Source organism: Dyella sp. ASV21 (assembly GCF_016428975.1).
Taxonomy (GTDB): Bacteria; Pseudomonadota; Gammaproteobacteria; order Xanthomonadales; family Rhodanobacteraceae; genus Dyella.
In genome coordinates this window covers 118,561-144,601 of record NZ_JAELTT010000002.1, presented here as the reverse complement: position 1 = coordinate 144,601, position 26,041 = coordinate 118,561, and the positions used below count along the sequence as shown (strand labels likewise).

Annotated in this window: 24 protein-coding genes; 12 read left to right on the top strand and 12 right to left on the bottom strand. The window is 64.1% G+C overall.

Features of this window, described 5'->3' with window-relative positions; translation table 11 throughout:
• Positions 1–134 precede the first annotated feature (134 nt).
• Together JHD67_RS01480 and JHD67_RS01475 are read left to right on the top strand one after the other, a co-directional pair.
• Positions 135–2,723 carry a TonB-dependent receptor gene (locus tag JHD67_RS01480; RefSeq protein ID WP_199096591.1) on the top strand — a complete coding sequence of 863 codons (2,589 nt, stop codon included), beginning with the start codon at positions 135–137 and terminating at the stop codon, positions 2,721–2,723.
• A 111-nt stretch (positions 2,724–2,834) separates the two neighbouring features.
• Complete coding sequence (locus JHD67_RS01475) at positions 2,835–4,481, top strand: M28 family metallopeptidase (protein WP_199096590.1); 1,647 nt, start codon at positions 2,835–2,837, stop codon at positions 4,479–4,481.
• On the opposite strand, the gene gloA is transcribed toward JHD67_RS01475, so the two are convergent.
• Positions 4,478–5,005, bottom strand: coding sequence for a lactoylglutathione lyase (gene gloA / locus JHD67_RS01470; RefSeq protein WP_199096589.1), 528 nt, complete (start codon positions 5,003–5,005; stop codon positions 4,478–4,480). The genes JHD67_RS01475 and gloA overlap by 4 nt on opposite strands.
• A 106-nt stretch (positions 5,006–5,111) precedes the next feature.
• On the opposite strand from gloA, the gene JHD67_RS01465 reads away from it, so the two are divergent.
• Positions 5,112–5,753 carry an oxidoreductase gene (locus tag JHD67_RS01465; protein WP_199096588.1) on the top strand — a complete coding sequence of 214 codons (642 nt, stop codon included), beginning with the start codon at positions 5,112–5,114 and terminating at the stop codon, positions 5,751–5,753.
• A gap of 76 nt (positions 5,754–5,829) precedes the next feature.
• Here the strand turns inward: JHD67_RS01465 and JHD67_RS01460 are convergent, their stop codons facing one another.
• The 3 genes from JHD67_RS01460 to JHD67_RS01450 form a co-directional block, all read right to left on the bottom strand.
• On the bottom strand, positions 5,830–6,564 hold the full coding sequence (locus tag JHD67_RS01460) for a C40 family peptidase (protein ID WP_199096587.1): 735 nt from the start codon (positions 6,562–6,564) through the stop codon (positions 5,830–5,832).
• A 248-nt stretch (positions 6,565–6,812) separates the two neighbouring features.
• Positions 6,813–7,526, bottom strand: a complete 714-nt coding sequence (locus JHD67_RS01455) for a YggS family pyridoxal phosphate-dependent enzyme (protein ID WP_233171567.1) — start codon at positions 7,524–7,526, stop codon at positions 6,813–6,815.
• A 117-nt stretch (positions 7,527–7,643) separates the two neighbouring features.
• Complete coding sequence (locus tag JHD67_RS01450; protein WP_199096585.1) at positions 7,644–9,068, bottom strand: M20 family metallopeptidase; 1,425 nt, start codon at positions 9,066–9,068, stop codon at positions 7,644–7,646.
• A 217-nt stretch (positions 9,069–9,285) separates the two neighbouring features.
• On the opposite strand from JHD67_RS01450, the gene JHD67_RS01445 reads away from it, so the two are divergent.
• The 4 genes from JHD67_RS01445 to JHD67_RS01430 all read left to right on the top strand — a co-directional run bounded on the left by JHD67_RS01445 (position 9,286) and on the right by JHD67_RS01430 (position 11,411).
• Positions 9,286–9,651, top strand: coding sequence for a ComEA family DNA-binding protein (locus tag JHD67_RS01445; protein ID WP_199096584.1), 366 nt, complete (start codon positions 9,286–9,288; stop codon positions 9,649–9,651).
• A 169-nt stretch (positions 9,652–9,820) separates the two neighbouring features.
• Entirely contained in the window at positions 9,821–10,297 is a 477-nt protein-coding gene (locus JHD67_RS01440; RefSeq protein WP_199096582.1) for an SET domain-containing protein, read from the top strand.
• 8 nt (positions 10,298–10,305) lie between these two features.
• Positions 10,306–10,845: a GNAT family N-acetyltransferase gene (locus JHD67_RS01435; protein ID WP_199096636.1), complete on the top strand. Its 540-nt coding sequence runs from the start codon at positions 10,306–10,308 to the stop codon at positions 10,843–10,845.
• Entirely contained in the window at positions 10,842–11,411 is a 570-nt protein-coding gene (locus tag JHD67_RS01430; RefSeq protein WP_199096572.1) for a HutD family protein, read from the top strand. Before JHD67_RS01435 ends, JHD67_RS01430 begins: the two co-directional genes overlap by 4 nt.
• 48 nt (positions 11,412–11,459) lie before the next feature.
• Here JHD67_RS01430 and JHD67_RS01425 read toward each other — a convergent pair whose 3' ends face one another.
• The 7 genes from JHD67_RS01425 to JHD67_RS01395 all read right to left on the bottom strand — a co-directional run bounded on the left by JHD67_RS01425 (position 11,460) and on the right by JHD67_RS01395 (position 19,313).
• Positions 11,460–12,365, bottom strand: a complete 906-nt coding sequence (locus tag JHD67_RS01425; RefSeq protein WP_199096570.1) for a hypothetical protein — start codon at positions 12,363–12,365, stop codon at positions 11,460–11,462.
• Positions 12,365–14,584, bottom strand: a complete 2,220-nt coding sequence (locus JHD67_RS01420; protein ID WP_343214279.1) for a M1 family metallopeptidase — start codon at positions 14,582–14,584, stop codon at positions 12,365–12,367. The genes JHD67_RS01425 and JHD67_RS01420 overlap by 1 nt, the downstream gene beginning before the upstream one ends.
• A 79-nt stretch (positions 14,585–14,663) precedes the next feature.
• Entirely contained in the window at positions 14,664–16,283 is a 1,620-nt protein-coding gene (locus tag JHD67_RS01415; RefSeq protein ID WP_199096633.1) for a sulfite reductase flavoprotein subunit alpha, read from the bottom strand.
• A 5-nt stretch (positions 16,284–16,288) separates the two neighbouring features.
• Entirely contained in the window at positions 16,289–17,269 is a 981-nt protein-coding gene (locus tag JHD67_RS01410) for an FAD:protein FMN transferase (protein ID WP_199096568.1), read from the bottom strand.
• Positions 17,270–17,294: 25 nt separating this feature from the next.
• Positions 17,295–18,107, bottom strand: coding sequence for a DUF4198 domain-containing protein (locus JHD67_RS01405; RefSeq protein ID WP_199096566.1), 813 nt, complete (start codon positions 18,105–18,107; stop codon positions 17,295–17,297).
• An 18-nt stretch (positions 18,108–18,125) separates the two neighbouring features.
• The gene (locus JHD67_RS01400) at positions 18,126–18,641 is read right to left on the bottom strand and encodes a DUF2271 domain-containing protein (protein WP_199096564.1); all 516 of its coding nucleotides are present in this window, start codon (positions 18,639–18,641) and stop codon (positions 18,126–18,128) included.
• Between the two features lie 12 nt (positions 18,642–18,653).
• A complete protein-coding gene (locus tag JHD67_RS01395; protein WP_199096562.1) occupies positions 18,654–19,313 on the bottom strand; it encodes a PepSY-associated TM helix domain-containing protein in 660 nt (219 codons plus the stop codon).
• 225 nt (positions 19,314–19,538) lie between these two features.
• Here JHD67_RS01395 and JHD67_RS01390 point away from each other — a divergent pair, with 225 nt between their 5' ends.
• From JHD67_RS01390 to JHD67_RS01375, 4 genes are all read left to right on the top strand, one after another.
• On the top strand, positions 19,539–20,228 hold the full coding sequence (locus JHD67_RS01390; RefSeq protein WP_199096559.1) for a response regulator: 690 nt from the start codon (positions 19,539–19,541) through the stop codon (positions 20,226–20,228).
• 41 nt (positions 20,229–20,269) lie between these two features.
• A complete protein-coding gene (locus tag JHD67_RS01385; RefSeq protein WP_233171573.1) occupies positions 20,270–21,691 on the top strand; it encodes a sensor histidine kinase in 1,422 nt (473 codons plus the stop codon).
• Positions 21,692–21,915: 224 nt separating this feature from the next.
• Positions 21,916–22,725 carry a hypothetical protein gene (locus JHD67_RS01380; protein ID WP_199096556.1) on the top strand — a complete coding sequence of 270 codons (810 nt, stop codon included), beginning with the start codon at positions 21,916–21,918 and terminating at the stop codon, positions 22,723–22,725.
• A 17-nt stretch (positions 22,726–22,742) separates the two neighbouring features.
• Complete coding sequence (locus tag JHD67_RS01375) at positions 22,743–23,267, top strand: polymer-forming cytoskeletal protein (protein WP_199096555.1); 525 nt, start codon at positions 22,743–22,745, stop codon at positions 23,265–23,267.
• Between the two features lie 189 nt (positions 23,268–23,456).
• Here JHD67_RS01375 and JHD67_RS01370 read toward each other — a convergent pair whose 3' ends face one another.
• On the bottom strand, positions 23,457–24,968 hold the full coding sequence (locus JHD67_RS01370; protein WP_199096554.1) for an MFS transporter: 1,512 nt from the start codon (positions 24,966–24,968) through the stop codon (positions 23,457–23,459).
• 105 nt (positions 24,969–25,073) lie between these two features.
• On the opposite strand from JHD67_RS01370, the gene JHD67_RS01365 reads away from it, so the two are divergent.
• Positions 25,074–25,979: a LysR family transcriptional regulator gene (locus tag JHD67_RS01365; RefSeq protein ID WP_199096553.1), complete on the top strand. Its 906-nt coding sequence runs from the start codon at positions 25,074–25,076 to the stop codon at positions 25,977–25,979.
• Positions 25,980–26,041 lie beyond the last annotated feature (62 nt).

The following is a 26,041-nucleotide window of genomic DNA, read 5'->3' as shown; positions in this document are numbered from 1 at the left end:
CCGAGCGTCCCCACGCTCAGCCGTTAACGCCGTCCCCGCAGCGAATCCCTCGACAGCTCCCCCGCTGTCCACACCCAGCACACCTCCCCCCTGGCCCATGCCGGGCCGGGCGTGCGCATAAGGACTGCCCCTCCATGTTCAAGCGACACCTGCTTCCATTCGCTATCGCCGCAGCGCTGGCGACTCCGGTACTTCACGCCAGCGACAGCACCGACACGCAAGCCAAACAGCTGGAAGCCGTTACCGTCACCGGCTCCAACATCAAGACCACCGACACCGAAGGCCCCAGTCCGGTACAAGTGATTTCCGCCGATCAGATCAAGGCCAGTGGCAAGACCACCCTGCCGGACTTTCTCCGCGCCATCTCCGCCAATACAGGCAATAGCGTCAACGAGCAGCTTACCGGCAGCTTCTCGGCGGGCACGGCGGGTATGTCGCTGCGCGGCCTGGGCCAGAAAAACACACTGATCCTGGTTGATGGCAAGCGCGTGGCCAACTACGCCACCGCTTATGAGCTGAAGGACACCTTCGTCGACCTCAATTCATTGCCATTGGCTGCCGTTGAGCGCATCGAAGTACTCAAGGATGGCGCCTCCGCCGTGTACGGCTCCGATGCCATCGCCGGCGTGATCAACATCATCCTCAAACAGAACTACCAGGGCGCGGAAGCTGGCGCGAGTTTCGGCGCCAGCACGCAGGGCACTGGCCAGACGCAGAACAACTTCCACCTGTTGCTGGGCCACGGCGACGTCAAGAAAGACGGCTACAACGTGTTCTTCGCCATTGACGGTACGCGCAGCAACCAGCTCAATGCTTCCGACGTGAGCTGGCTGCGCAGCAACGACTTCCGCGACCAACCCGGTGGCCAGCTCAACTGGGTACCCACCAACTATTACAACAACGACCCCACGCAAGGCTTCGCCAATGCCGTGGGCCCCGTGCAGAACGTGCCCTATGGTGCGATCACGCCTGGCAAAACCGGCGAGGTGTGGGCTTACAACCCGGCCCAGTACGACACCCTGATTCCCGGTGTGGAGCGCTATCACGCGGTGTTGCGCAGCACGGTAAAGATCACCGATGACATCACCGGCTATGGCGAGGCCATGTACAGCCGCAGCCACGCCTCCTTCATCTTCGGGCCGCCGCTGGCTATCGGTAGCGGCCTGCGCGCATGGGACAACCAACTACAGCGCCTGACCAACATCGATACCACGTTGCCGGTCGGCAACCCCGCCAATCCCTATAACGTGCCCACACCCGTCAATACCAACCTGTGGGATGTGGGCCAGCGCAACAAGCGTGACCGCACCATCTTTACGCGGTTTCTGCTGGGCGCAAAAGGCCACACGGGCGCATGGGACTGGGATGTGTCGGCCCAGCACTCGGAAAGCAGCCTCAAGGAATACGTGACCGACTTCGGCAACCGTTATGCATTCCAGTCGCTGCTTGCCAATGGCGGGTACAACCTCGCCAGCACCAGTAATTCGCCGCAGGCCATCGATGCCCTCAGCCTGTCGACCATTCGCCCGGCCGTCTCGCGCCTGACTACCGTCGATGCCACCGCCAGCACGCCGTTGTTCGATCTACCCGCGGGCACGGTAGGCTTTGCCGCCGGTTACCAGTTCCGCCACGAAGCGATGAACTCACGCACTTCCCAGGCCGTGCTTTCGGGCAGCGAACTGCGTCCGGCCATCGACATCATCCAGGGGTCGCGTGACGTCAATGCGGCCTACGCAGAGTTCAACCTGCCGCTGCTGAGCACGCTGGAAGCCAATATTGCCGGCCGTCTCGATCACTACAGTGATTTCGGCGACGCCTTTGCTCCCAAGTTCAGCCTGCGCTACCAGCCACTGGACTGGCTGTTGTTGCGCGGTTCGTTCTCGCGCGGCTTCCGCGCGCCGTCGTTGCCGGAGATCACCAACAGCACGGCGATCAGCTACAGCACGGTGATCGATCCGTATGACCCGATCACGCCCGGCCAACGTCGCGGTTATACGGACGTCTTCACTGCCAACCCCAACCTGAAGCCGGAACGATCGACCAACTACAACGCCGGTATCGTGCTGTCTCCCAGCGTCGATACCAGTCTTTCGCTCGACTACTACCACATCGTGCAGGACGGCATCATCGGCCCCGACAACGACGCCGCTTTGGTGGAACGCAAGGACCCACGCGTGCAACGCGATGCACAGGGCCGCATCGTCACCATCTACAACCAGTACAGGAACCAGCAAAGCCTCACCACCGATGGCGTGGACATCGATTTGCGCCACGTGCTTCGCACGCAGGGCTATGGCGACTTCACCCTCAATGGCTCGATCACGCGACTGCTGAAGTTCAGCCAGCCGCTGGTGGCGGGCGACGCGCCGGTGAATGGTGCGGGCACGAACCTCTTCGGGTCGCTACCGAAGTGGCGCGGCACCACGGGCGTCAACTGGTTGCTAGGCGACTTCTCCAGCACGCTCACTTGGTACTACGTGGGCGGCTACAAACAGAATCCCGCCAACCTGCTGACGGATGCTTATCCGGATCGGGTAAAGAGCTGGAGCACGTTCGACCTGTCGGTCGCTTACACCGGCCTTGCGAAAACCACCCTTACGCTGGCGGTGCAGAACCTGCAGAATCGTCGTCCGCCGTGGGATCCTTCAACGCCGTACTTCGATATCACGCAGGCCGATCCGCGTGGCCGCTTCGTAACACTCGGAGTCGATTACAAGTTCTGATGAAATAGTATTTTCTTGCGATTACGCATACCGGAAGAGATGTCTTCCGGTATGCGTGCATGCGTTGGATACGCGCTACATTTAGACAAAGCGATATGCAACGGAATGAGTATGCGTTACCTGTGGCCGCTGGCTGCCCTGAGCCTTTTGCTCTGCGCGTGCCACCATCATCAAACCAATTCGAGCAACGAGCGCGACGGTGACGCCAGCGCATTGCTTGACTACAACGATTTTTCGCCCGGCATCGTGGTCGATGACTTGGCCCAGCATATGAAGGTGCTTTCTTCCGACGCGCTGCTTGGACGTACGCCGGGCGGCGAAGCCGAGCGTCGCACCACGCAATACCTCATCAAGCAATTCACCCGTATGGGATTGGCGCCCGGCAACAACGGTAGCTGGCTGCAAGCCGTACCGTATGTCGCCGCCACCGTGCAGCACGCGGCGCAGGTGAGGCTGGACGTAGCGGGCAAAGAGGGAGCCGCTTCGCTCGCCTTCGGGCCCGAGATGGTGGTGGGTACGCTGGATGAGCAGACGCATACGGCGCTGCATGATTCGCCATTGGTATTCGTGGGCTACGGTGTCGAAGCACCCGCGGAACAGTGGCACGATTACGCCGGCACGGACCTCAAAGGCAAGACCGTCATCATCCTGGTCAACGACCCAGGCTGGGCCACCCAAGATCCCAACTTCTTCAAGGGCCGCGAGTACACCTACTTCGGTCGCTGGACCTATAAGTTCGAAGAGGCCGCGCACCAGGGCGCCAGCGCCGCGCTCATCGTGCACGACACCGAAGCCGCGGGTTATCCCTGGCGCACGGTGGAGCGCACCTGGAGCGGCGAGCGGATGGACCTGCCCAAGCAAGAGGAGGCCTCGCGACGACTGCCGGTGGCCGGCTGGCTCACCACCGAGGCCGCGCGCAAGCTGTTTGCCAGCGCAGGTGTCGACTTCGACACGCTCAAGCGCCAGGCCGCGCAGCGCGGCTTCACCGCCGTGCCACTGCAGGCCACCCTGAGCGTGGCGTTCGACAGCGATATCCGACGCGGTGAATCGCATAACGTAGTCGCCCGCCTGGATGGCAAGACGCACGCGGACGAAGCCATCGTCTATTCCGCGCACTGGGATCACCTGACCCCGCCCGCAAGCCCGCCCCATGGCACGGTGGACAACGCCACGGGCGTGGCCGGCTTGCTGGAGATCGCCGAGGCGTTCGCGCACCGCGCGCCCAAACCTCATCGCAGTGTGCTGTTCATCGCCACCACGCTGGACGAATCTGGTCTGCTCGGCTCGCGCTATTACGTAGCGCATCCGCTGGTACCGCTGGCCAAGACGGTAGCTGACATCAACCTGGACATGCTGCCGGTCGACGGCCCGGCAAGCGCACTGTCGGTGATCGGCTTTGGCCAATCGCAGCTGGACGAATACCTCGCCGACGCCGCCAAGGTGCAGCGCCGCACGGTGATGCCGGACCTGGCACCCGAAAAGGGCTACTTCTTCCGTTCCGACCAGCTCAGCTTTGCGCGGGCCGGCGTACCGGTGCTGTACGCGCGCTCGGCGGCGGCGCGGCCGGACGCCGTGCCAAGTGGCGGCGATACGCCCGCACTGGACGACAGCTTCAATCCCCGCTGGAACCTCAGCGGCGCCGTCGAGGATGTACGCGCCTTGTTTATGGTGGGTAGCCGCCTCTCGGTGGAGGACAGCTACCCACAATGGAAACCGGGCAGCGACTTTCACCGCCCGGACAGCATGAAAGGGCTTTAGGCGATGAACGCCGCCGGCTGCAGAATCTCGATCCAGTAACCATCCGGATCACGAATGAAGGCGATGTGCTTCATGCGCCCATCCGTCAGGCGCTTCTGGAACGGCACCTCCAAGGCTTCAAACCGAGCGCAGGCGGCCTGCACGTCCGGTACCGACACGCAGAGGTGACCGAAGCCGCGCGGCTCGGCATTGCCGTGGTGATACTGGAACGCCTCGTCCTGTTCGGTGCCATGGTTGTGTGTCAGCTCCAGCACGCCCGGCTGGCCCAACACCCACTGCAGGCGCTGCTGATCATCGTCAGGAATCTGGCTCGGGTCCGCCGCCAGCACCAGGTAAACGATGGTGAACGCCGCCTCGGCAAAGTCCTGGCGATGGACGGGGGTAAAACCCAGCACGCGGGTGTAGAAATCCAGCGAGCGCGCAAGGTCTTTCACGCGGATCATGGTGTGATTGAACACGAAGCCACGGGTGGCGGCCTCCGGCTTGCTCACGCCGGGCATCTGGAGCAACGCAGAAAGGGACATCGGCAAGTTCCTGAAAAACGATGTCCAGAGATGGGGCCCGCCAGCGTCCAGGCAACCCCCGACCCGTCATCCAACCTCGTAACACGAGGCCACTTACAATGCGCTCATGAGCACAGCCCCCCGCCACGTTCTGCTTGCCGGCGCCACCGGACTCACCGGTGGTCACCTATTGCGACTGCTGCAGGATGACCCCGAGGTGGCGCACGTGCTCGCGCCGACACGTCACGCGCTGCCTGCGCACCCAAAGCTGGAGAACCCGGTGGGCATGATCGGGCATCTGATCGCCCAGTTGCACGGCACCGTCGATACGGCGTTCTGCTGCCTCGGCACCACGATCCGACAGGCGGGGTCGCGCGAAGCCTTCCGCGTGGTCGACTACGACCTGCCGTTATCACTGGGGCGCCACGCCCTGGCGCTAGGCGCACGCCATTACCTGGTGATCAGCGCGCTCGGCGCCAATGCAAGCTCCCGCCTGTTCTACAACCGCACCAAGGGCGAGTTGGAACTGGCGCTGCAAAAGCAGGGGTGGCCTCGACTCACCATCGTGCGCCCGTCCCTGCTGCTTGGCGCACGGCACAAGCCACGCGCGGGTGAGGTGCTGGCCGCTCCCTTCTCGCGCCTGCTGCCCGGGCGCTGGCGGGGCATCGAAGCCGCCACCGTGGCCCGCGCCATGCAGAGGCTTGCGAACGCCCCTGGCACCGGCCTGCGCATCGCGGAATCGGACGAACTGGCCGCACTGGGCGCCTGACCCGTTCCTGGCGTTTCATCCGCCCAAAAAAAAGCCGCCCACAGGGCGGCCCTTTTGACGGACGGCGATTGCGCCATCAGCTGCGAGCAAGACCGCCCGGGCGCTTGGCGCCGGCGAAACGCTGTGCCCAGTAAGACTCGTCAAGACTGTCCACGCGCACCGTCTTGCCACGCGAGGGCGAGTGAATGAACTGGCCGTTGGCGATGTAGATGCCCACGTGCGAGATGCGGCCCTGGCCGCGCTTGCCGGCCGTGCGGAAGAACACCAGATCGCCCGGCTTCATATCGTCACGGCTGACCTTGAGGCCGGCCAGGAACTGGGACGCCGAGTTGGTCGGCAATTCCAGGCCCACCGCATGAGCGAACACGTAGCGGACGAAGCCGCTGCAGTCGAAGCCGGTGGACGGATCGCGGCCGCCACGCACATAGCGGATGTCGCGCAGCTGCATGGCCAGACCGATCAGCGTCTTGCGCAGGTCGGAGGTGTCATTGGCCAGCGCAACGACGGCGTTGCCGGCGACGCCCGTGCTGGGCATGCCGTCGGCATCCAGATCGTCGTCGTCACCGCCCCAGCCAGCCGATTTGGCGGCGGGCGCACTGGTGGCGAGATGCACCGGAACAGCCGATTGCGCCAGCATGGCTGCCGGCGAGAAGACCGACAGCGACCCCATCAGACTGGGAGCGGCATTGGTGGTCGTGGCGGCCGGCTTGGATGCCGTGGCATCGACGGTCAGCGGTTCAGCGAAGAGCGGAAGGGAGAAGAGCGTTGCACCAGCAAGCGCAGCTGCGGCGAAAATTCGCTTCGTTGGCATGTGGGACAAATCCCTTTGCAGTTCGGAGGTTAAGCCGCCGGAAGTGCTGGCGACCGTGATTAAGCCGTGAACTTAGCAAAGGGATATAGATCGTATGTTGGATCGAGGTTAACTGAACTCTATCGTTTCAAAATCTGGCACGAGCTATGCAGTGCCATCAAGTCATTGTTTTTAATATTGAAATATGACTGACTTGATTACTTTATGATCAATTAGTGAACTAATTATCCAATTCGGTGGCGTATGTTTCAGACGATTCTGTGACGTGCGCCAAAGATGGCCGTACCCACGCGTATGTCCGTCGCCCCCTCGGCAATGGCCAATGGAAAGTCTCCGCTCATGCCCATGGAAAGGCGCGGCAGTACATGGCCACGCGCCTGCGCGGCATCCCGCAACTCGCGCAGCCGACGGAAGCAGGCACGTACTTCGTCCGGGTGCTCGGACTGCACGGCCATGGTCATCAGTCCCTGCACGCGCAACGTGTCGTAGCCGCGCAGCGCATCGAGCAGCGCAGGCAGTTCGGCCGGCGCCAGTCCGTGCTTGCTCTCCTCGGGCGAGGTCTTCACCTCCACCAGCACATCGATGCAGCGGCCTTCCTGCTGCAGGCGACGATGCAGGGCATCCGCCAGTTCGAGACGGTCCAGCGACTGCACCTCGCTGGCCAGACGCGCCACGTCCTTGGCTTTATTGGTCTGCAGATGACCGATCACGACCCACTCCACCGGGCAATCGGACAGCGCCTGCGCCTTGCTGCGAATCTCCTGCACCTTGTTCTCGCCAAATCGGCGCAGGCCGAGCGCAAGCGCGGCCCGCACGGCATCCGCCCCAAAAGTCTTGCTGACGGGTAACAAGGACACCTCGGCCGGGTCGCGCCCAACCGCATGACAGGCCGCATCGATGCGCGCTCGCACCTCAGCCAGGTTTGCCGCCAAAGAGGAGTCATCGCCGAAGGAAAGCATCATGGAGTGCACCTCTGACTGCTGGCCGCCTGAGCATCGTGCCGGCCCAAGCCGGCACCCCGTGTCCTGCGGCACGATCGGGCGCCAGGCCCCGGCATACGCCGGGGCGGCAATGAACGCTCAGGCTTTGGCGCCCTGCGCGTAATGGTGGGCAACGACGTCGGCCACGACCATCGACACCTTTTTGCCGGTGGGAATGTGCAGGAACTCGTTCGGACCATGCGCATTGGAGTGCGGACCGAGCACGCCGGTGATGAGGAACTGCGCCTTGGGAAATTTCTCGCCCAGCATGCCCATGAAGGGAATGCTGCCGCCCTCACCCATGTAAGCAGCCGGCGCACCGAAATAGGTCTGCGAGGCCTTGGCCACGGCGTCCTCCAGCCACGGCGACAATTGCGGCGCGTTCCAGCCGCTGCCGTCCTTCTCCAGCTTGAAGGTGACCTTGGCGCCGTACGGCGGGTCCTTCTCCAGCAGCTGCTTGACGAACTGGCCCGCCTTGGCGCCAGACAACGTCGGCGGCACGCGCAGGCTCAGCTTCACCGAGGTCTTGGGACGCAACACGTTGCCGGCACTCTCCAGCGGCGGCATGCCGTCCACGCCGGTCACCGCCAGCTGCGGACGCCAGGTGCGGTTGAGCACCAGCTCGGTCAGGTCTTCGGTGACCGGATGCATGCCGTCCACGAAGGGGAACTTGTCGTACACCGCCGTACCCAGCACCTGCGCCGACTTCTTGGCCTGCTCGATGCGCTGCTGCGGAATATCGACGTACAACTCCTTGGGCTTGATCGCACCGGTTTCCTGGTCTTCCAGGCGGCTCAGCAGATCGCGCAGGATGCGGAAGCTGGAGGGCACCACGCCGGAGGCGTCGCCCGAATGCACGCCTTCTTCCAGCACCTGTACGGTGAGCTCGCCGCCGGTCATGCCGCGCAGCGAGGTCGTGAGCCACAGCTGGTCGTAGTTGCCGCAACCCGAATCAAGGCACACCACCAGCGACGGGTTGCCGATGCGATCGGCCAGGTGATCGACGTAGTAAGGCAAATCGTAGCTGCCCGATTCTTCGCAGGCTTCGATCATCACCACGCAACGCGCATGCGGAATACCTTGCTCATGCAATGCCAGCAGCGCGGCCAGCGAACCGAAGATCGCGTAGCCATCGTCGGCACCGCCACGACCGTAAAGCTTGTCGCCCTTGATCACCGGGGTCCACGGGCCCAGGCCTTCCGCCCAGCCAGTCATCTCCGGCTGTTTGTCGAGATGCCCGTACAACACCACGGTGTCGTCACCACTGCCCGGCACATCGATATAGATGAGCGGCGTGCGCCCCTCCAGTCGCACCACTTCCAGCGTCGCACCCGGCAGCGCGGGCAGCTTGCTGCGTGCCCAGGTCTCCATCAGCTTCACCGCCGCATCCATGTAACCGTGCTCAACCCACTTGGGATCGAACATCGGCGACTTGTTGGGGATACGGATGTACTCCACCAGCTGCGGCACGATCTCGTCGTCCCACAGACCGCCGATGAAACGGTTGAGGCGAGCGGTATCCATGAGGCGACTCCTACAACGTTGGGAAAGGGGCAATTGTATCAGCGCTGGCGAGGAGCCCGCCGCAGCCCACAACGATGCCGCCCTTAAGGCGCGTGGCGTTCGCGGCAAGCCCTACCCGATATCGCTATCGCCGCCGACTGCCCTCGCCACGCAACCTGCGCACAGTCGGCATGCGGCCCGACTCGCGCCGCATCCCATCCATTCCGGAGGCTTCCCTATGCGCCACCTGTTCGCCGCCCTGCTGCTCACCCTCACCCTGGCCCTGCCCGCCTGGGCGTCCACCCCGGTCAACATCAACACCGCGGACGCTGCCGCCATCGCGCACGCGCTGGACGGCGTAGGCCCGAGCAAGGCCGCCGCCATCGTGGCGTGGCGTGAAGCCCACGGTCCGTTCAAGAGCGTGGAGGATCTCGGCCAGGTCAAGGGCATCGGCCCCGCTACCCTCGAACGCAATCGCACCGCCATCCAGCTCAGCGATGCCGCCGGCGCAGAAAAGGCACCGGGCAAGCCCGCCGCCGCAGCCGCCGCGACGGCAGCTCCGGCCAAGACCAAACCGAACGCCGCCAAAGCTGCACACGAATAACCAAACCGATCAGTCACTTGCGTTTACTAAAGTGCCACCGGCCGGGACTGGCACCCCCGGCCGGATGAGCCTACACTCGGCCGCCTTGTCGAGTACAAGAGCCTGCCCCCTGTCTCCACGTAGCCGGCACAGGCCACATAAAGACATGGAATAGGCTCTGAGGGTTCACATGATCGTTCCGCGTTACCGCATTGCCGCATCTGAAATCGTCGGCGCGGGTCAGGGGCTGTTTCTCGAGGAAGACGTTCGCGCGGGACATATCGTCACCGCGCCGGACGCGATTGAGCGCACCTACCGCTACGACGAGCTGATAGGCTCGCCCGAGCTGTCTCAACAGCTCTACGCCAGTGCACGCTGGTTCGAGGATCGCTACACCGTCTCGCCCGACTGGCCGGATGAGTGCTACATCAACCACAGCTTCGAACCGACTGGCTTGTGGCATCTGGGCTTTGTGTTTGCCACGCGCGACTTGCCCGCAGGCACCGAGATCACCGTGGACTACCGCCACCTGCTACCACCGGGTGAAGCGGAGGCGTTTGTCGATACCGCCTCTGGCCACAGCATTGTCGGCCTACCGTGGCACGAGAGCCTGGCCATCAGCACCCGCGCGCTGGCGACCTTGCTCGATGGCACCCGACTTGCTTGATGAATACCATGATTGAGATACCTGTCATTGAAACCGCGCGCCTGCGTCTGACCGCTCTGCTGGAGCGTCATTTCGACGACTACGCCGCCATGCTGGCCGATCCACTGAGCACGCGCTGGGTTGGCGACGGCCAGCCGCTGGATCGCACCAACGCGTGGCGCTCGCTCGCCATGCTGATCGGCCACTGGCAACTGCGTGGTTATGGCATGTGGGCGCTGGAACTGAAGGACAGCGGACAATTCATCGGCCGCGCCGGATTGATGAAGCCCGAGGGCTGGCCCGATCTGGAATTGGGGTGGATGCTCAAGCCAGAGTTTCGCCACCACGGCTATGCCACGGAGGCCGGTACGGCAGTACTGGAGTTCGCCTGGCATGCACTGAATGCGCCGCGTGTGATCAGCCTGGTCAAGATCGGCAACGAAGCATCCGACCGCGTGGCGGAGCGCCTGGGCGGCGAACATATTGAAGACATGGACTTCTTCGGCGCACACAACCACGTGTTCGCCTATTACCCGCCCTGCCCGCAGCAACGGCGAGCCTGGGCGTGAGTCGGCTCAGCCGCGTCTCCACGGACCAGTTGCACGGCAAGTCGTGCGCCGACGGCAGCGCGATTATCACGGAGATTGCCTGCGGTCCGCACAACGATGACTGGCAGTGGCGCCTCACCATGATCGGCGCCGATGAACAGGTAGCATTTCCGCCACATGCCGACATGCGACGGCAGTTTGTGCCCCTGGATGCCCCGGTCGAGATCAGCTTTCCCGACGGGCGAACCCAGCAGTTGGATCGTTTCGCCATCGCCTATTTCGACGATGCCAATGCGCCTGAGGCGTTCCGCGCGGCGTCGCCCACCCGCACCGTCAATCTGAAACTGCGCAACCAGGCGCAGGGCGAGCTGCTCGCGCGCCCATTGCGCGGCACCATGGTGCTGCTCGCACCGCAGGGCTGGCGCTGGTTTTTCCTGCTGCTCTCGGGCCATGCAGACATCTACGCCGATCACCGCTCGCAAGCGGTGTCGCCCAACGACATGATCTGGATCGACCCGATTCCCGGTCACCCCGTACGCATCGAAGGCGACGGCGAGCTGGTGCTGGCGCGCCTGCCCAGCCATTGACCTGGGCCAACGCGACCCTCGTACGCACGAAGATCGCGTTGGCCCTGCCTAGCCCAAACCCGAGCGTCGCGAACCGCCCAGTGAGCGCGCCACGTCGGCGAGCGCAAACAAGCGCGCGATGCGCATCCAACCCAGCGTCATGACCATCAACTGGGTCAGCAGGAAGCCCCAACCCATTGCCGCACCGCCTACCGCCAATGTGTGCGTGCGCGCATAGCCCAGCAATAGCGCGACTGCAAAACCCACCAGGCTAATCACCACATAGGTGAGCGCCGTGGAGAACGGTCGACGCAACAGCTGCACCAGGCCACGCCACATCGCCACGGTCGCCGCACGCAAGCCACCATCGGCGATGAACGCCGCGCGCGCCGATTCGATCCAGAGCTGCGCGAGGACTACGGCCAGCCCTGCCAGCCACCAAGCCAGGTGTTCGGCGGCCGTCGCCTGTGACTCCAGTACGGCTAGATCAGCGCGATCATCCGCGTGATCCAGGCCCAGCTGTGCGAGATAGCCCGCCAACGCATACACCGGCAGCGCGCACAGCAGCAGCCGGAACATGCGCCCATACTCGCCTAGGCCGCCCTGCAGCAGCGCCGCAAAACCCAACGAGCGACCGGCGCGACCGCTCGCCACCACCATGCCATTGAGCCACGGCAGCAGCATCACGGCCGTCAGCACACTCGCCATCAAGGCGCCATGCAAAAGGTGATGTTGCTGACTCAAGGCGTGCCCCACGTCACCGAACATCAGCATGTCGAAGTCCCGTGCCCACGCCTGCACGTGGGTCGATTGATCGAGCAGGCCCCCCAACACCTGCAACACCGGCAGGGCGGCGATCATCGTGGGCAGCAACAACAGCAAGGCCCACATCAGCAACAAGCGCCATTGCAGGGCCAGGAACGGCGCACGGAAAACAGCGCCCATATCGACGCGACGGGATTGTCGGTAGGCCATCACAGCGTCACCAGGAATGCGTAGAACGTCTGCAGCAGGGCGGCGAAATCGGCGGTCCAACGCCGCGAAGCCACGTGATTGGGTGTCGTGGTACGACTGTCGTTGAGTTTGTCGGCGTCGAGCAGAATCTTCTGCTCCGGATCCAGCTCGGCCGACACGACCTTGGTCGGACGCGTGAATACGAAACGCGCCCAACGGCGATCATCGTCCCAATGCACGTCTTCATGACTTCCATCGGCAAAGGTGACGCGCAACAGCTGCGGCACCGATGCGCCGTCGCGCACCACCGTCACCGTGCCGCGCCAAGGGAAAGGCCCAGGCTTGTCGCTACCGTCATGCGGATGCGCCTTGCGCCAGGACGTGCGCTGCCGGTCCACCATCTCATCGCGATCATCCGCTACGAATTCCTGGCGCTCGCCCCGCTTTGACCAGCTGCCGGCCAGCGGCCACACCTCTTGGTTATCGATCGATGCGACGCGGTCGTCGATGTGCGCGGTGCCGTAGATGAACTGGTCGAAGATCTCATTGACCGCGCGGGCGTTACCGGATACGTCGATCAAGGTGGCGCGCAGATCGGCGACGGATGGATGACGGAAACGCCAGCGTCGGTAGTACTCACGAAAACCGCGTTCCATCACCGACGTGCCCAGACGCTCCTCCAGGTCGTGCATCGCGGTGGCCGTACGCGAATACACGGTGCCATAGCTGCTGCTGGAATAACGATCCCAACTGTTCTGTCCCAGCGGATCGTAGGGATGCGCAAGGTCGGCAAATCGGCGCTCGAACTGGAATACATCGGTGGACGGTGTGATGCCAGCGCGACGTGCCAACGAACTGGGCACCAGGATGCGCTGGTTACGCGCGCGCAGCATGCGCTGATCCCAATACTCGTTCATGCCTTCGTCGAGCATCGGCTCTTCGAATTCATTGGAAGCCAGCAGTCCATAGAAATAGCCGTGGCCGAACTCGTGGATGGTCACGAAGTCGATATTCCACTGGTCCATGGTTTGCGCATCGATGTTCGCGTAGCCCTCGGCAGTGAAGAAGGTGGGGTACTCCATGCCGCCCGCCTCCTGGGCATTGAACGGCGGCACGACCGCAGTGACCGTGCGATACGGATACGCACCGAGCGTGTTGGAGAAGTAGCTCAGTGAATCGAGCGTGGCCTTCAATACGGGCGCGGCACTGGCCTTGTATTCGGGTGGATAGATCACCCGCACCGCCACCTTCGGGCTGCCGGGTCCTTGCCAGCTGGCATCCAGTGTCTGGTAGCCCTTGGCGGCCACCCAGGCAAAGTCGTGCACGTCGCCTTGCTGGAAATGATAGGTGGCCTTGTCACCCGTGCGCTCCGGCTGGCCTTGCAGTTCGCCCACCGCGCCCACGGTGTAGTCAGACGGCACCGTCAAACGCACGTCGTAGCTGCCAAAGTCCGCGTAGAACTCACTGTTGAAGTGAAACTCGTGCGCGTTCCACTGCACGTGGGTGGCACCGCGCTCCCCCGGCAGCTCCAATACGGCGATCTTGGGAAACCACTGCGCCACCAGGTTGAATGACCCCCACCAACCGGTGCGTTCCACGACGCGTGGCAACTGGCTCAGGAAATCGATATTCAACGCAAGCGTGCCACCAGGCGGCACCGGCTCGGCCAGGTCGACGCACACCACCGTCTGATCGGTGGCAGGGCCGTCGTCCGGGTGTACGAAGCGCCATTTGAGCGCCGCGCTGCCTTGCTGCACGCTTTTGAGATCGATCCATCCCCACTGACCCTTCTCAAGCGCCGCCGCGCCTCGCGAGTGCCCGTGCGCCGTCAGCACCTGGCGTTCGGTGAAGAACGTACTGCCTTCGTTCTGAAACGCATTGAGATACAGATGCAGATAGACACGATTGACTGGCTGATTGCTACGGTTGCGCCAGCTCAACTGCTCGTTGCCTTTCACGCTGTGGCGAACGGCGTCCAGCTCTGCATCGATACGATAGGCCACCACGCGATCGGATAGCGTGGCTTCCTTACCGGTACGCACGCCACCCCACGCATCCGCCGCGCTGGGTTCACGCGGCGCGGCGGCATGGGCCTTGGCCAAGGGAATCTCCACCATGGCTGGCGGCGTCGATGAGGCCGCCGAGACAGGTTGTTCCTGTGCGTGAACGCCCCAGCACCACGCCACGCATCCCATGACGACCAGCCAACGGCCGATCCTGTTCGCTTGCTGCATCCCCATGCGCCCTCCCCCAAGGAACGGCCAGCGTGAAGCATGCGTCCGCAGGCCCCTATAGGCCAAAAGTCACGCTTACCGGCGCTCAATACACGTCGCGACGGTAACGCCCCTGCTCGCGCAGCTCCGCGACGAGGGCTTCGCCCAATACCTCGCGCAAGACGGCGTCCACGCCCGGGGCCATGCCCTCCAGGCTGCCACAGATGTAGATGGCAGCGCCGTCTGCCACCCATGCTTGCAGTGCGGTGGCCGCCTCGCGCAGGCGATCCTGCACGTAGATCGTGCCGGCCCCGTCGCGCGACCACGCCAGATCCAATCGTTCGATATGTCCCTGCTGCTGCCAGGCAAGGATTTCGTCGCGATGATAGAAATCGCAAGCGGACTGACGCTCGCCGAACAACAACCAATGGCGCGAGTATCCGTTGCCGATGCGCGCCTTGAGCAGCGCGCGCAACCCCGCCAGCCCCGTGCCATTGCCGACCAAGATCAGCGGTACCTCGGCAGGTGGCGCGTGGAACCCGGGGTTGGCGCGGATGCGCAAGGCGATCGTCTCGCCGATGGCCGCATGCTCGGTAAGCCAACCAGAACCAAGACCAAGACTCCCATCCTCGCGCTGCATGCGACGCACCAGTAAATGCAGGCTGCCGTCGCCGGGAACGGAGGCGATGGAGTACTCGCGGTGCGGCAGCGGCGTGAGCGCCTCCACCAGCTTATTCGGCGTCAAGCCACGTGCCGCGCCCGGCGTCGGCCACTGACTGGTGGCCAACCATTCGCGCAGGGCGAGCGCGCGCCCCTGCTGCGCAACGATCCTGTCACCCTCCAGCCCGGCCGTTGCCAACCAGCGCTCCACCATGGCTGGTGCGTGTTGCGGCCCGATCTCCACCAGATCGCCCGCCTGCCAGGATAAGTCGCCGTCGAGCGGCTGCAAGGCAAGATGGAAGCAGGCGCCGCCTTTACTGTGTGGGTTGAGCAGTCGACGTTCCACCAAACGCCAGCGCTGATAGTCGGGACGTTCCCAGTCGGGCATATCCGCCGCACCCGACACAAGCGACAGATGATGTTGCCAATGGCGCAATGCGGCCGGGTCACCGTTGTCCACCTCCACCGCATCGAACCATGGTGTGGCCCCGCTGAGTTGCAGCCACTGTTCCAACTGGCGACCGAAGCCGCAAAAGTGTTCGTAATCGCGATCGCCCAGCGCGAGCAGACCGTACTGGAGCGCCGGCAACGCCTGCGGCGATGACATTAGGCGGGTAACGAAGGCCGCCGCACTATCCGGTGCATCGCCTTCACCGGTGGTGCTGACGACAAACAACACACGGCGACAGGACGCGAGCGCGGCATGGGTCAGTGTGCCCAGCTCGATCAGCTGAGTACGCATGCCCGCCTGTTGCAGGCTGGCAGCCGTCTGCGCGGCCAGTTGCGCGGCGCTGCCGGTCTGGCTGGCGAAGGCGACCAGCACCTGCTCGCCGGCGGCGCCCGCCACGGCCAAGGGTCTACGCGCAGCCGCGCGGCGCATGGCCACCCAGGCGGTGAACGCCAGCCATGTACCGGCCACGCCTGCAGCCACCCACGCGCGCGTCCCGCCGGGGTGGTACGACTCCCCTTCCGATGCGTGCCACAGGCCCAAGCCCAGCAGCAGCATGGCAAGCAGCGCGCACAAAAGAACATTGCCCCACGCGGGGCGCTCCACCCGGGCCAGCATCGATGTCACGCCGCCAGCGCCTCGACAAAGGCCGGTGACAGCCGTTCTTCCAGGCCACGCTCGCCGTGCAGGATGAACATCACGGCGATACCACGCTCACACGCATAGGCCAGGCCCGCATCCGGCCCCAGCACCGTCATCAGGGTGCCGAGTGGATCGGCCTGGAGGGCGTGATCCGCGAGCACGCTCACGGATGCCACGCGATGCGGCACGGGCTGGCCGCTGCGCGGATCGATGTGGTGGGAGAAGTACTGGCCGTTCGCCTGGAAATGACGTCGATAGTTGCCGGATGTCGCAATGGCCCGTCCACTCAGCGTCAACACCTGGCTGAGCTGATCCAGCCGCTCCACCGCACCGCTGACCGCGCCGGGCCGCTCAATGCCGATACGCCAGGGCGAGCCATCGGGCTTGCGTCCCTTGCCTTTCAATTCACCACCCACCTCCACCAGCCACGCGTCCACGCCGATGCCATCGAGGTAACGACCCACCTGATCGACGCCATAGCCCTTGGCGATGGAGGACAAATCCAGGTACACGCCACCCGGCTGATAGAGACTGTGCGCGGCGATATCCAGCTGCAAGCGCGACCAGCCGATGCGCTGGCGCGCTGCCTGGATTTCCTCATCGCAGGGCGGCGACAGGCGCGGCGCGTCGGGACCAAAACCCCACAGATTCACCAGCGGTCCCACCGTAGGGTCATAGGCGCCGTCGCTGGCCTGCGCCAGCTGCAAGGCATGCGCCACCACTTCAAAGCACTCGCTGGGCAAGGCATGCCAGGTGCGTGCCGGCGCCAGATTGAAACGCGATAACGCAGACTGCGGCTTATAAGTACTCATCTGGCCGTCGATGCGATCGAGCGTGCGCTGCACGCCATCCTGCACGTCACGCAGCGACATGCCCGCGGGCAATACCGCGCGCACCGACCAGTTCGTGCCCATCGTCTCGCCGTGCAGGTTGTGCACGGCAAGCAGTAGGGTCCGGGACATCAACGCGTGCCCACGGCTGCGCGCATCACTGCGGCAGCACTTCCAGCGTGGCCGCATAGGACAGGCGACGCTGCTTGGCCGGCTTGACACTGGCTTTGTCGTCCTGCGTGCTGGCACTGATCCAGTACATGCCGGCGTGTGGCCACTTGAGGCTGAACTTGCCGTCCTTGCCGGTGGTCACGTCCAGCTCCTCCTGCGCGTTGCGATAGCGCGTCTCGCCAGCGATCGCCACCACTTTCAGCCCCGCCGCCGGCTTGCCGTCAAGCAACAACTGGAAGGTGGCAGGCTCGTCCGCTGCCAGGTCGGTGAATGACGTCACCGGCACCAGTTCCAGGCCCCTGCCCGTGGGCTTGAGCGCCATGTCGCTGGGCTTGCCGTTGGTAACGAAGGTTTCCACGCGATTGATGGATTCGGACACATCCACATTCTTGGCGCCGGCCGGAATGGCCTTGGCCAGCTCCGTCGCGTCACCGCGCCAGCGCTTCTTCTCGCCGTTGAGCTCATAGTTGGCGAACAGGCCGCCATTGATCACCGCCACCTTGTACGTGCCCGGCTGGGTCAGGTGCACATCGAACACACTGCGATATTGGCCAGTAACGCCATGCTCGGGCTGCACCGCTTGGCCGTCCGGCGCAATGACCGTCACGCGGTCCAGCGCCACCGGCATGTGGTCGGGGTAGAACAGATCGTTGGAGACGGCGGCATCCACCGTAACCCACGGATCGGCACCCGACACGTTGGTCGCCGAAGGCACCAGCCACATCTTGTGCGCCTCCGCCGCCAGCGGCAGCGAAAGAGCCAGCGCCAACGCGCTCCACTTGAGGGTTTGCTTCAACATGCTTGGGACTCTCCGTGTTCAGGGGGCCAGGTCGAGCTTGACCGCGCCCAGTTCGCTGCTGCCCTTGGCAGCCAGTTGCTGCGGCGCGCTGGCCGGCCAAGTGAACGGCACGCGCACCACTTCGCGTCCGCCCACTTCGCGTGCCGCTTCCACCACGAGTTCGTACTTGCCCGCAGGCAGTGGGCCAAGCGGCGCCTTGCCGTCGTGGAAGCTCAGCTTTTGATCGCCGGCTGGCCGCGTGGCGCCGGACACGCCGTCAATGGGCAACTGAAGTTCGCGGCCGCCGCGACGCCACCACTGGCGAAGCTCGGGCAGCCACTTGGTGCCGGCGCCCTCCTTCGATTCCTTCTGCGCGTACCACACCGCCAGTTGAGCGGCCACGCTGTGGTCTTCGCGCTCGATCCACACGGCCGTGTACGGGCGGTGGTATTCGGCGACGTCCAGTTGCGGAATCTGCACGGTCACGTTGAGGTCGGCGGCCATCGCCGGAGCGGCGAGCAGCAACGCGGGCATGGAAAGCATCAGTCGACGCATGGGCATTCCCCGTCAATGAATGAAGATCAAGGCCAGCAACAGCGGCAACACCAAACCGAAGGCCACCAGCGGCCAGGTGGCGCCACGCTGCGCGGCGTGCATTTTCAACAACAACAGCCCGGTGACTGAAAAGATCACGCAGGCCAAGGCAAACACATCGATGAACCAACCCCATGCGGCACCCGCATGACGCCCTTTGTGCAAATCATTGAGGTAGGCAACGACGCCGCGCGTGCTGCGTTCGTACTCCACCTTGCCGCTTTCGCGATCGATGCTGAGCCAGGCATCGCCGCCGGGCCGCGGCATGGAGAGATAAACCTCGTCGCTGGACCAGTCTCCCGCGCGACCGGCCACATCGACGTCGAGCGAACCGTCGATCCAATCGGCGACCGCTTGTGGCAACGCCACGCCCTTGCGTTCGTCCTCGGCCGCCAGCACCTTCAGCAGCGGCGCGGGAAGTTGGGCGTTCCGATGGACGGTCTGCGCCTTGGCCTCGATCTGGCCGGCATGATTGAGCGTGAAGCCGGTAAAGGCGAACAGCAGCATGCCCACCAGGCAAAGCGCGGAGCTGATCCAATGCCACTGGTGGAGCTGCTTGAGCCAGAACGCCCGCCGCGGGCCACCCCGATGCGCCGTGCCTGGGTTGTCGCGCGACTGCTTCGCTGGTTCCATGCCCGCCTTCTGTCTGTCCTATCCACACGGATGCTGACGCGGGCGATGCAACGAAGGCTCGCGCATGCTGTCCCAGCACCTTGTCAGGGCGCTAAGCTGCCCACTTGGGCGGCTTCCCTGACATGAGGCCGGGATGTTGCCACAAATGAGAATCAGTCGCAATTTGACCCGCGCCGCCCCGAAGGTGCCATCGCCCACGATGGTCCGCCCCCAACGGAAACCTGCATGCGTATTTTGATTGCCGAGGATGACCCTTCCATTGCTGCTGGTGTGAGCGCATCGCTCCGCCAAGGCGGTCACGCCGTGGATTGCGTGACCGATGGAGCCAAGGCCGACGCCGCCCTGCGCGACACGCCGTACGACCTGCTGATCCTGGACCTGGGTCTGCCCAACCTGGACGGCGCCGACGTATTACAGCGCCTGCGCAAGCGTGGCACCGGCCTGCCGGTGCTGGTGATTACCGCGCGCGAAGGCCTGCGCGAGCGGGTGCGCGTGCTCGACCTGGGCGCGGACGATTATCTGGTGAAGCCCTTCGCACTCGCCGAGTTCGAGGCACGCGTGCGCGCCCTGCTGCGTCGCTATACGGCACAAGGCGCGCCGGAAATGCTGATCGGTAAATTGCGCCTGGACCTGCCCGGCCATCGCGCCTGGGTGGACGACGCACCACTGGAGCTTACCGCGCGTGAATTCGGCCTGCTGGAAGCCTTGGCCTCGCGCCCGGATCGCGTCACCAGCCGCGCCCAACTGGTCGAAGCGCTGTGCAGTTGGGACGAAGAACTCACCGATAACGGCCTGGACATCGCCATCTATCGCCTGCGCCGCAAGCTGGTCGATTCGGGTACCCAGGTACGCACCATCCGAGGCCTGGGTTATCTGCTGGAAGAAGTGAAGGAAGGCAAGGAATCGAAGGCATGAGCGCACCCGCGCCACGGCTCGAACAACCCTGGCTCTATCGCATGCTCGAACCCGATGGCCGCGCGAGCCTCCGCCGCCGCCTGCTCTCCTCGCTGTTGGTGCCACTGATGGTGCTGCTGGTGATCGAAAGCCTGGTGACCTACGGCGGAGCGCTGATCTACTCCAATCACGTGCACGACCGCGACCTCGCGGACGATGCCACCACGCTGGCGCAGATGCTCAGTCAGGAAGACCTGGGCGGACAGATCTCGCCGCAGGCGCGCTTCCTTCTCGAATACGCGCCGGAAGGCCATAACTATTTCAACGTCAGCAGCCAGCGTCATGGCCTGCTGGCCGGCACCGCCGAACTCAAGCCGGCACCGCTATCGGGTGCCACGGAAGACGGCGAGCCGCAGATGTACAGCACCACGCTGTATACGCCCACCCAGAAGCGTCGCGAACTGCGCGCGGCCACCGTGCGCATTCCCAACCTGCACGATCCCAGCGACCAGCTCACCGTGACCATGGCGGAGACCTTCCATGATCGCCACCAGCGCGCGCGCGAAATCCTGCTGCTAAGCATTCCCGCGCAAGCCATCCTGATCGCCAGCGTGTTCATGCTGGTGTTGTATGGCGTGCGCGTGGGCCTGCGCCAACTCGACCCGTTGACGGCGCGACTGGCCTCTCGCGAGCACGACCTCGCCCCCATCGGCGATGCCGACGTGCCGGTGGAGATTCTCCCGCTCACGCGCACCATCGACGGCCTGTTCGCGCGCCAGCGCGGCATGCTCGCGCTACAGGAGCGTTTCATCGCCGATGCCGCGCATCAGCTCAAGACCCCGCTGGCCGGCCTGCGCGTACATGTGGAACGCGCCCAAGCCAACCCCACGCCAGAAACGGTGACGGATGCGCTGCAACACATCTTGCGATTGACGCAACGCGCCAGCCGTACATCCTCCCAGCTGCTTGCGCTGACGCGCGCGCAATCCCCCGAGTTGAACGACAGCAGCCCGCTCTGCCTGCTGGATCTGGCGCAACTGGTACCGGACCTGCTCGGCATGCGCGTGCACGATGCCATCGCGGCCGGCGTGGACCTGGGCTACGAGGGGCCTGAGGGGCACGTATGGATCGACGGTGACCGCATTTCGCTGCAGGAACTGCTCGATAACCTGATCGACAACAGCTTGCGCTACGCAGGACGCGACAGCGTGCTTACCGTTAGCCTCGCCGCACAGGCTGACGGCACTTGCCTCGCCGTGGAGGACAACGGCCCCGGTGTGCCGCCCGCCTTCCTGGAGCGCCTGGGCGAGCGCTTCTTCCGCGTACCCGGCATTACCGAGGAAGGCACGGGCTTGGGCCTGGCGATCGTGCAGCGCATCGCCGAACGTCATCACGCCCAGGTGCGCTATCTCGCCGGCAACAGCGGCGGATTGCGCGTAGAGATCGTATTTCCACCGGCACGCACCTCGCGATCCACCGGTTGATCCGTGCCCGCGAGACGTCTGCACCACGTCACGCGGGCTCCTTGAACGGATGCCGAAACACCACATCGGCTGGCACGGCATTTAAGACTTGTCCGATGGATCGCTGCCCGGCGATCAGTGACCCTTCCCTAGTGAAACGTGGGCATCGCATGGTGCGCACGTTCACCGCGCCGTCCTATTTCACGCCATCACCTTGCGGGTTGTTCCATCGCATGTGAGCAGGCATGGCGCACGGCGAGGCCGCCTTCGCGCGCCGCCATACCACTCCCTCCATGGCCAACAAGCAACGCCAGCCCGTGTGGCTGCACGACAACGCTTTGTTCCGATGCACCGCTATCGAACTCAGCAACGACGCCCAACTCATCGCCCAGCTTCCGCGATTGGCGATGTCAGACCCGGCTCCGGCGGTCAGGCAAACGGCACTGCTGCGCTGCAATGACCTGGTCGCGGCCCAGCACTTGTCGCACAACGATCCCGACGAGCGCACCCGCGTGCGTGCGCGGCAACTGTATTTCTCGTTGATGGCGGGAACGCACCACAACGCCCCGACGCTCAACGACCGACTGCGCCTATTGCAAGGACTGACCGACCCGGCCCTGGTCCTGCACCTGGCCATGCGCAGTCACGAACTCTCGCTCCGCGAGGCTGCGCAGCAACAACTCGAACATCGACAGTATGCCGGCCCGACCGGCGGCTCCATCCACGTCGATCGCGCGGACGAAGACCCTATCTTCAACAAGGCACGTTCGCGCGCACTGTTGCGACGAGCCATCGTCACCGTAGCGCACGAGATCGAATCCGCGCTGTCGACGCACGATCAGGCAAACGCCTGGAAATGGGTGGACGCGCTGGAACGTTTTGTCGCCGACTGGCCCGTGCGCTGGCCGCTACCCCACTACGCCATACGTGCAAGTCGACTACTGCAGACGGCACCACCGCCTGGGCCCGCAGGCGTGCTACCCGCCCCCACGCGTCGCACCGTTGTGTCGCTCGCGCGCCCACCACATCACCGGCCCAGCGCCAGCGCTGCGTAACCCAGGAGGAAACCATCATGTTCAATCGCAAGCGTCCGGATCTCCCCGGTACCCATGACGTCACCAGCCTGGTGGCACGCCACACCCATATCCAGGGTGAAATGCTTTTCAGCGGCTCGCTGTATCTGGAGGGCCAGGTTGAAGGACTTGTACACGCCCACGATACGGGCGCTGTTTTCACGCTGAGCGAGCATGGCGTGTTGCGCGGCAATCTTCGCGTACCCGTGGCGATAATCAACGGCGAAGTGTTCGGCGATCTGCATATTACCGATCGCCTGGAGCTCGGTGCGGGAGCACGCGTGACCGGCGATGTGTTCTATCAGACGCTCAACATGGCTGCGGGCGCGCAGGTTAATGGGCGCTTGCATCACCTTACTCCCGCGTCCAGCGGCACGCCGACGCCACCCGAGGCACCCCAAGCGCTGATGCCGAGCGCGTCGAATGGCGAGTTCGTCGACACCCTCGCGCCTTCGCTGCCCTCGCCTGCCATCGAATCCCGGCGCGAACGCAGGCAGCGACAGGCGCAAGACGCCAAGCGCTGACCCAAAAAGCGGTGACGCACAGGCGTCACCGTTGTCACACATCCCCTGCGAAGCTACGGGGCTGGGCTTGGCCATCGTGCCGCCCATCGCCAAACGTCCGCGAGCCTTGGTGCGCTGCCTCAACGGCAGCTCGGGCGGTTTGCGCGTAGAACGGGCGTTGCCGCCCGCACGCGCCTCGCGCATGCCGAGTTACGACAACAGGTGCGCAGCGCCATTGACCTTACGCACACGGCCTTTGACGCCGAACACCCACAGGCTGGCCCCTGCCAGCAACCACACGCTGAGCCCCGCGTAGAGCATGACCCACTGGAAACCTTGGGCAAGTGCGCCATGTACGACGTCCGCCGCCAGTGGCACCGGCTGCCCACCGGCCATGGCCACGGCCATCACGTGACGTGCCTGCGCATGGCCGGACATCACGCGCGACAAACCCGCGCTAGTGCCGGCGACCAGGATGAGACCCATCAACGCAATGTTGATTGCCAGCGAAATCATGCGCGCGCTCATGTCGATACCTGAGGCCATGCCCGCGCGCTCCGCAGGCACCGCGCCGGTGGTCGTGTTGGTCACTGTGGTATTGGTCAGCCCCAGGCCAATGCCCGCGATGACGCAACCGGGCAACAGACTTAACCAGCTGGGCTGGGCCACGCCACTGCCCCACTTCATCAGGAGAAACCCCGCTCCGATGGTGAACAACCCGCCCGGAATCACCCAGCCCGCGTGGTAACGATGCGCCAATCGCTCGGCCACAGGTGGCACCACCAGCGTGGGCAGCGTGTAAGCAAGCAGTGCGCTTCCTGCAACGACGTCGCCGTAGCCGAGCACGTCATGGAAATAGACGGGCAGATAGAGCATGAAAGGCCAGAAACTGGTATTCATACCCGCTGACCCGAGCAACGCGCCCGAGAACGGGCGAATGCGAAATACCGAAAAGTCCATCATCGGCCGCGCCAACCGTCGTTCGATCAACACAAAGGCGCCCAGGCACAACACGCTCAGCGCAGCCATGACGATGGTTTGCGCACTCGCAAAACCCATGTCTCCCCCCTGGGTAATAACATAGGCAATGCCGAACACCGCCAGCGACAAGGTGACCATGCCGCCCACATCCAGGCGCTGCGCGTGCGGGTCGCGCGATTCCACCGCACCACGCCATGCCAGCGCCCAGGTGATCAACGCCAGTGGCCCATGAACCAGAAACACCCACGGCCAATTGGCCAGCGCCGCGATGGTGCCGCCAATGATGGGACCAAAGCCCAGGCCGATACCGAAGACCACGCCCCACGACGCAAATGCCTTCACGCGCTCCTCAGGGTCGGAGAACTGATGCGAGAGCACTGCCACCTGACCGATCAGCATGGCGCCACCGCTGGCTCCCTGCAGAAAACGTCCAGCGATCATCACCGGCATGTTCCAGGACAGGCCACACAGCAACGAGGTGATGCCGAACAGCGCTATGCATACAAGGAACAACCGTTTGCGTCCGTAACGATCGGCCACCGTACCCGTGCCCATCAGCACGCTGGTACAGGCAATGGTGTACGCGTTCATGACCCACTGCATATCGCGAAAATCGCCGTGGAGCACATGCGCCAGCGTGGGCAGCACGGCTGGCACGCTGGAGATCTCCAGCCCAAACATCAACGAAGACAGGCACACCGCGGCCAATGCCATGCGGTTGCGGGAGACTGAGCGGGACATGATTACGCTCCGTGCGAGAGCGGCTACTATATCGACGCCAAAACATCCCCATTGACTCAATTGGCTCCCCGCACTGAATCCATGAAAGAACCAATGAGCAGGCGCATGGATGACAGGCTCGACGGCGTCGCCACCTTTGTACAGGTGGTGGAAGCCGGCAGTTTCGCCGTGGCGGCGGAGCGGCTCAACCTCACGCGGTCCGCCGTAGGCAAGATCATTGCGCGGCTGGAAGCGCGCCTGGGCGCACGACTGCTTCAACGCACCACGCGCGCGCAAAGCCTCACCGAGGACGGTCAGGCTTATTACGACTATTGCGTGCGCGCGCTCGCCGAACTTGATGCCGCGGAAGCGATGCTCGAAGGCGGTCGCCAACAGCCACAGGGGCGTTTGCGCGTCAGTGTGCCTATCGCGTTTGGACATCTCTGCGCGGCGCCGGTGCTGATGGAACTGGCGCGCCGATATCCCTCGCTGCGCATCGATGTGTCCTTTACCGACCGCGTCGTCGATCTCATCGAGGAAGGCTTCGACCTGGCCGTACGCATCGGTGAGCTACGCGACAGTACAAGCCTCGCTGCGCGCAAACTCGGCGTCCAATACGTCAGCATTGGCGCATCACCGTCCTATGTCGCCGAACATGGCATACCAACGGCATGGGACGATTTGGAGCGGCACGCTATCGTCGCCCATTCACGCGCGGGCGTGACGACACCATGGGACCTGCGTGAAACCCAGGGGCACATTCGCCGGCTGCAGATTCAGCCGCAGCTGAGCATGGACGACGTGACCGCCATCGCGGCGGCGGCCATCGCGGGCTTTGGGCTGGCGCGTCTGCCGTCGTGGCTGCTAGCCCGTCACATCAAGACCGGGGAGCTGGTGCAGGTCAAGGATCGCTGCAATCTCGCGCCACAGGACATTCACGTCGTGTGGCCGAAAACGCGCTACATGCCATCCAAGACGCGCTGCGCCATCGATGCGCTGGTGGCGGCGATTCCCGCCATGCTCGACAACTGAAAAAAAACGGCGACGCATAGGCGTCGCCGTTGTCACACATCCCCTGCATGGGAACTACTCGA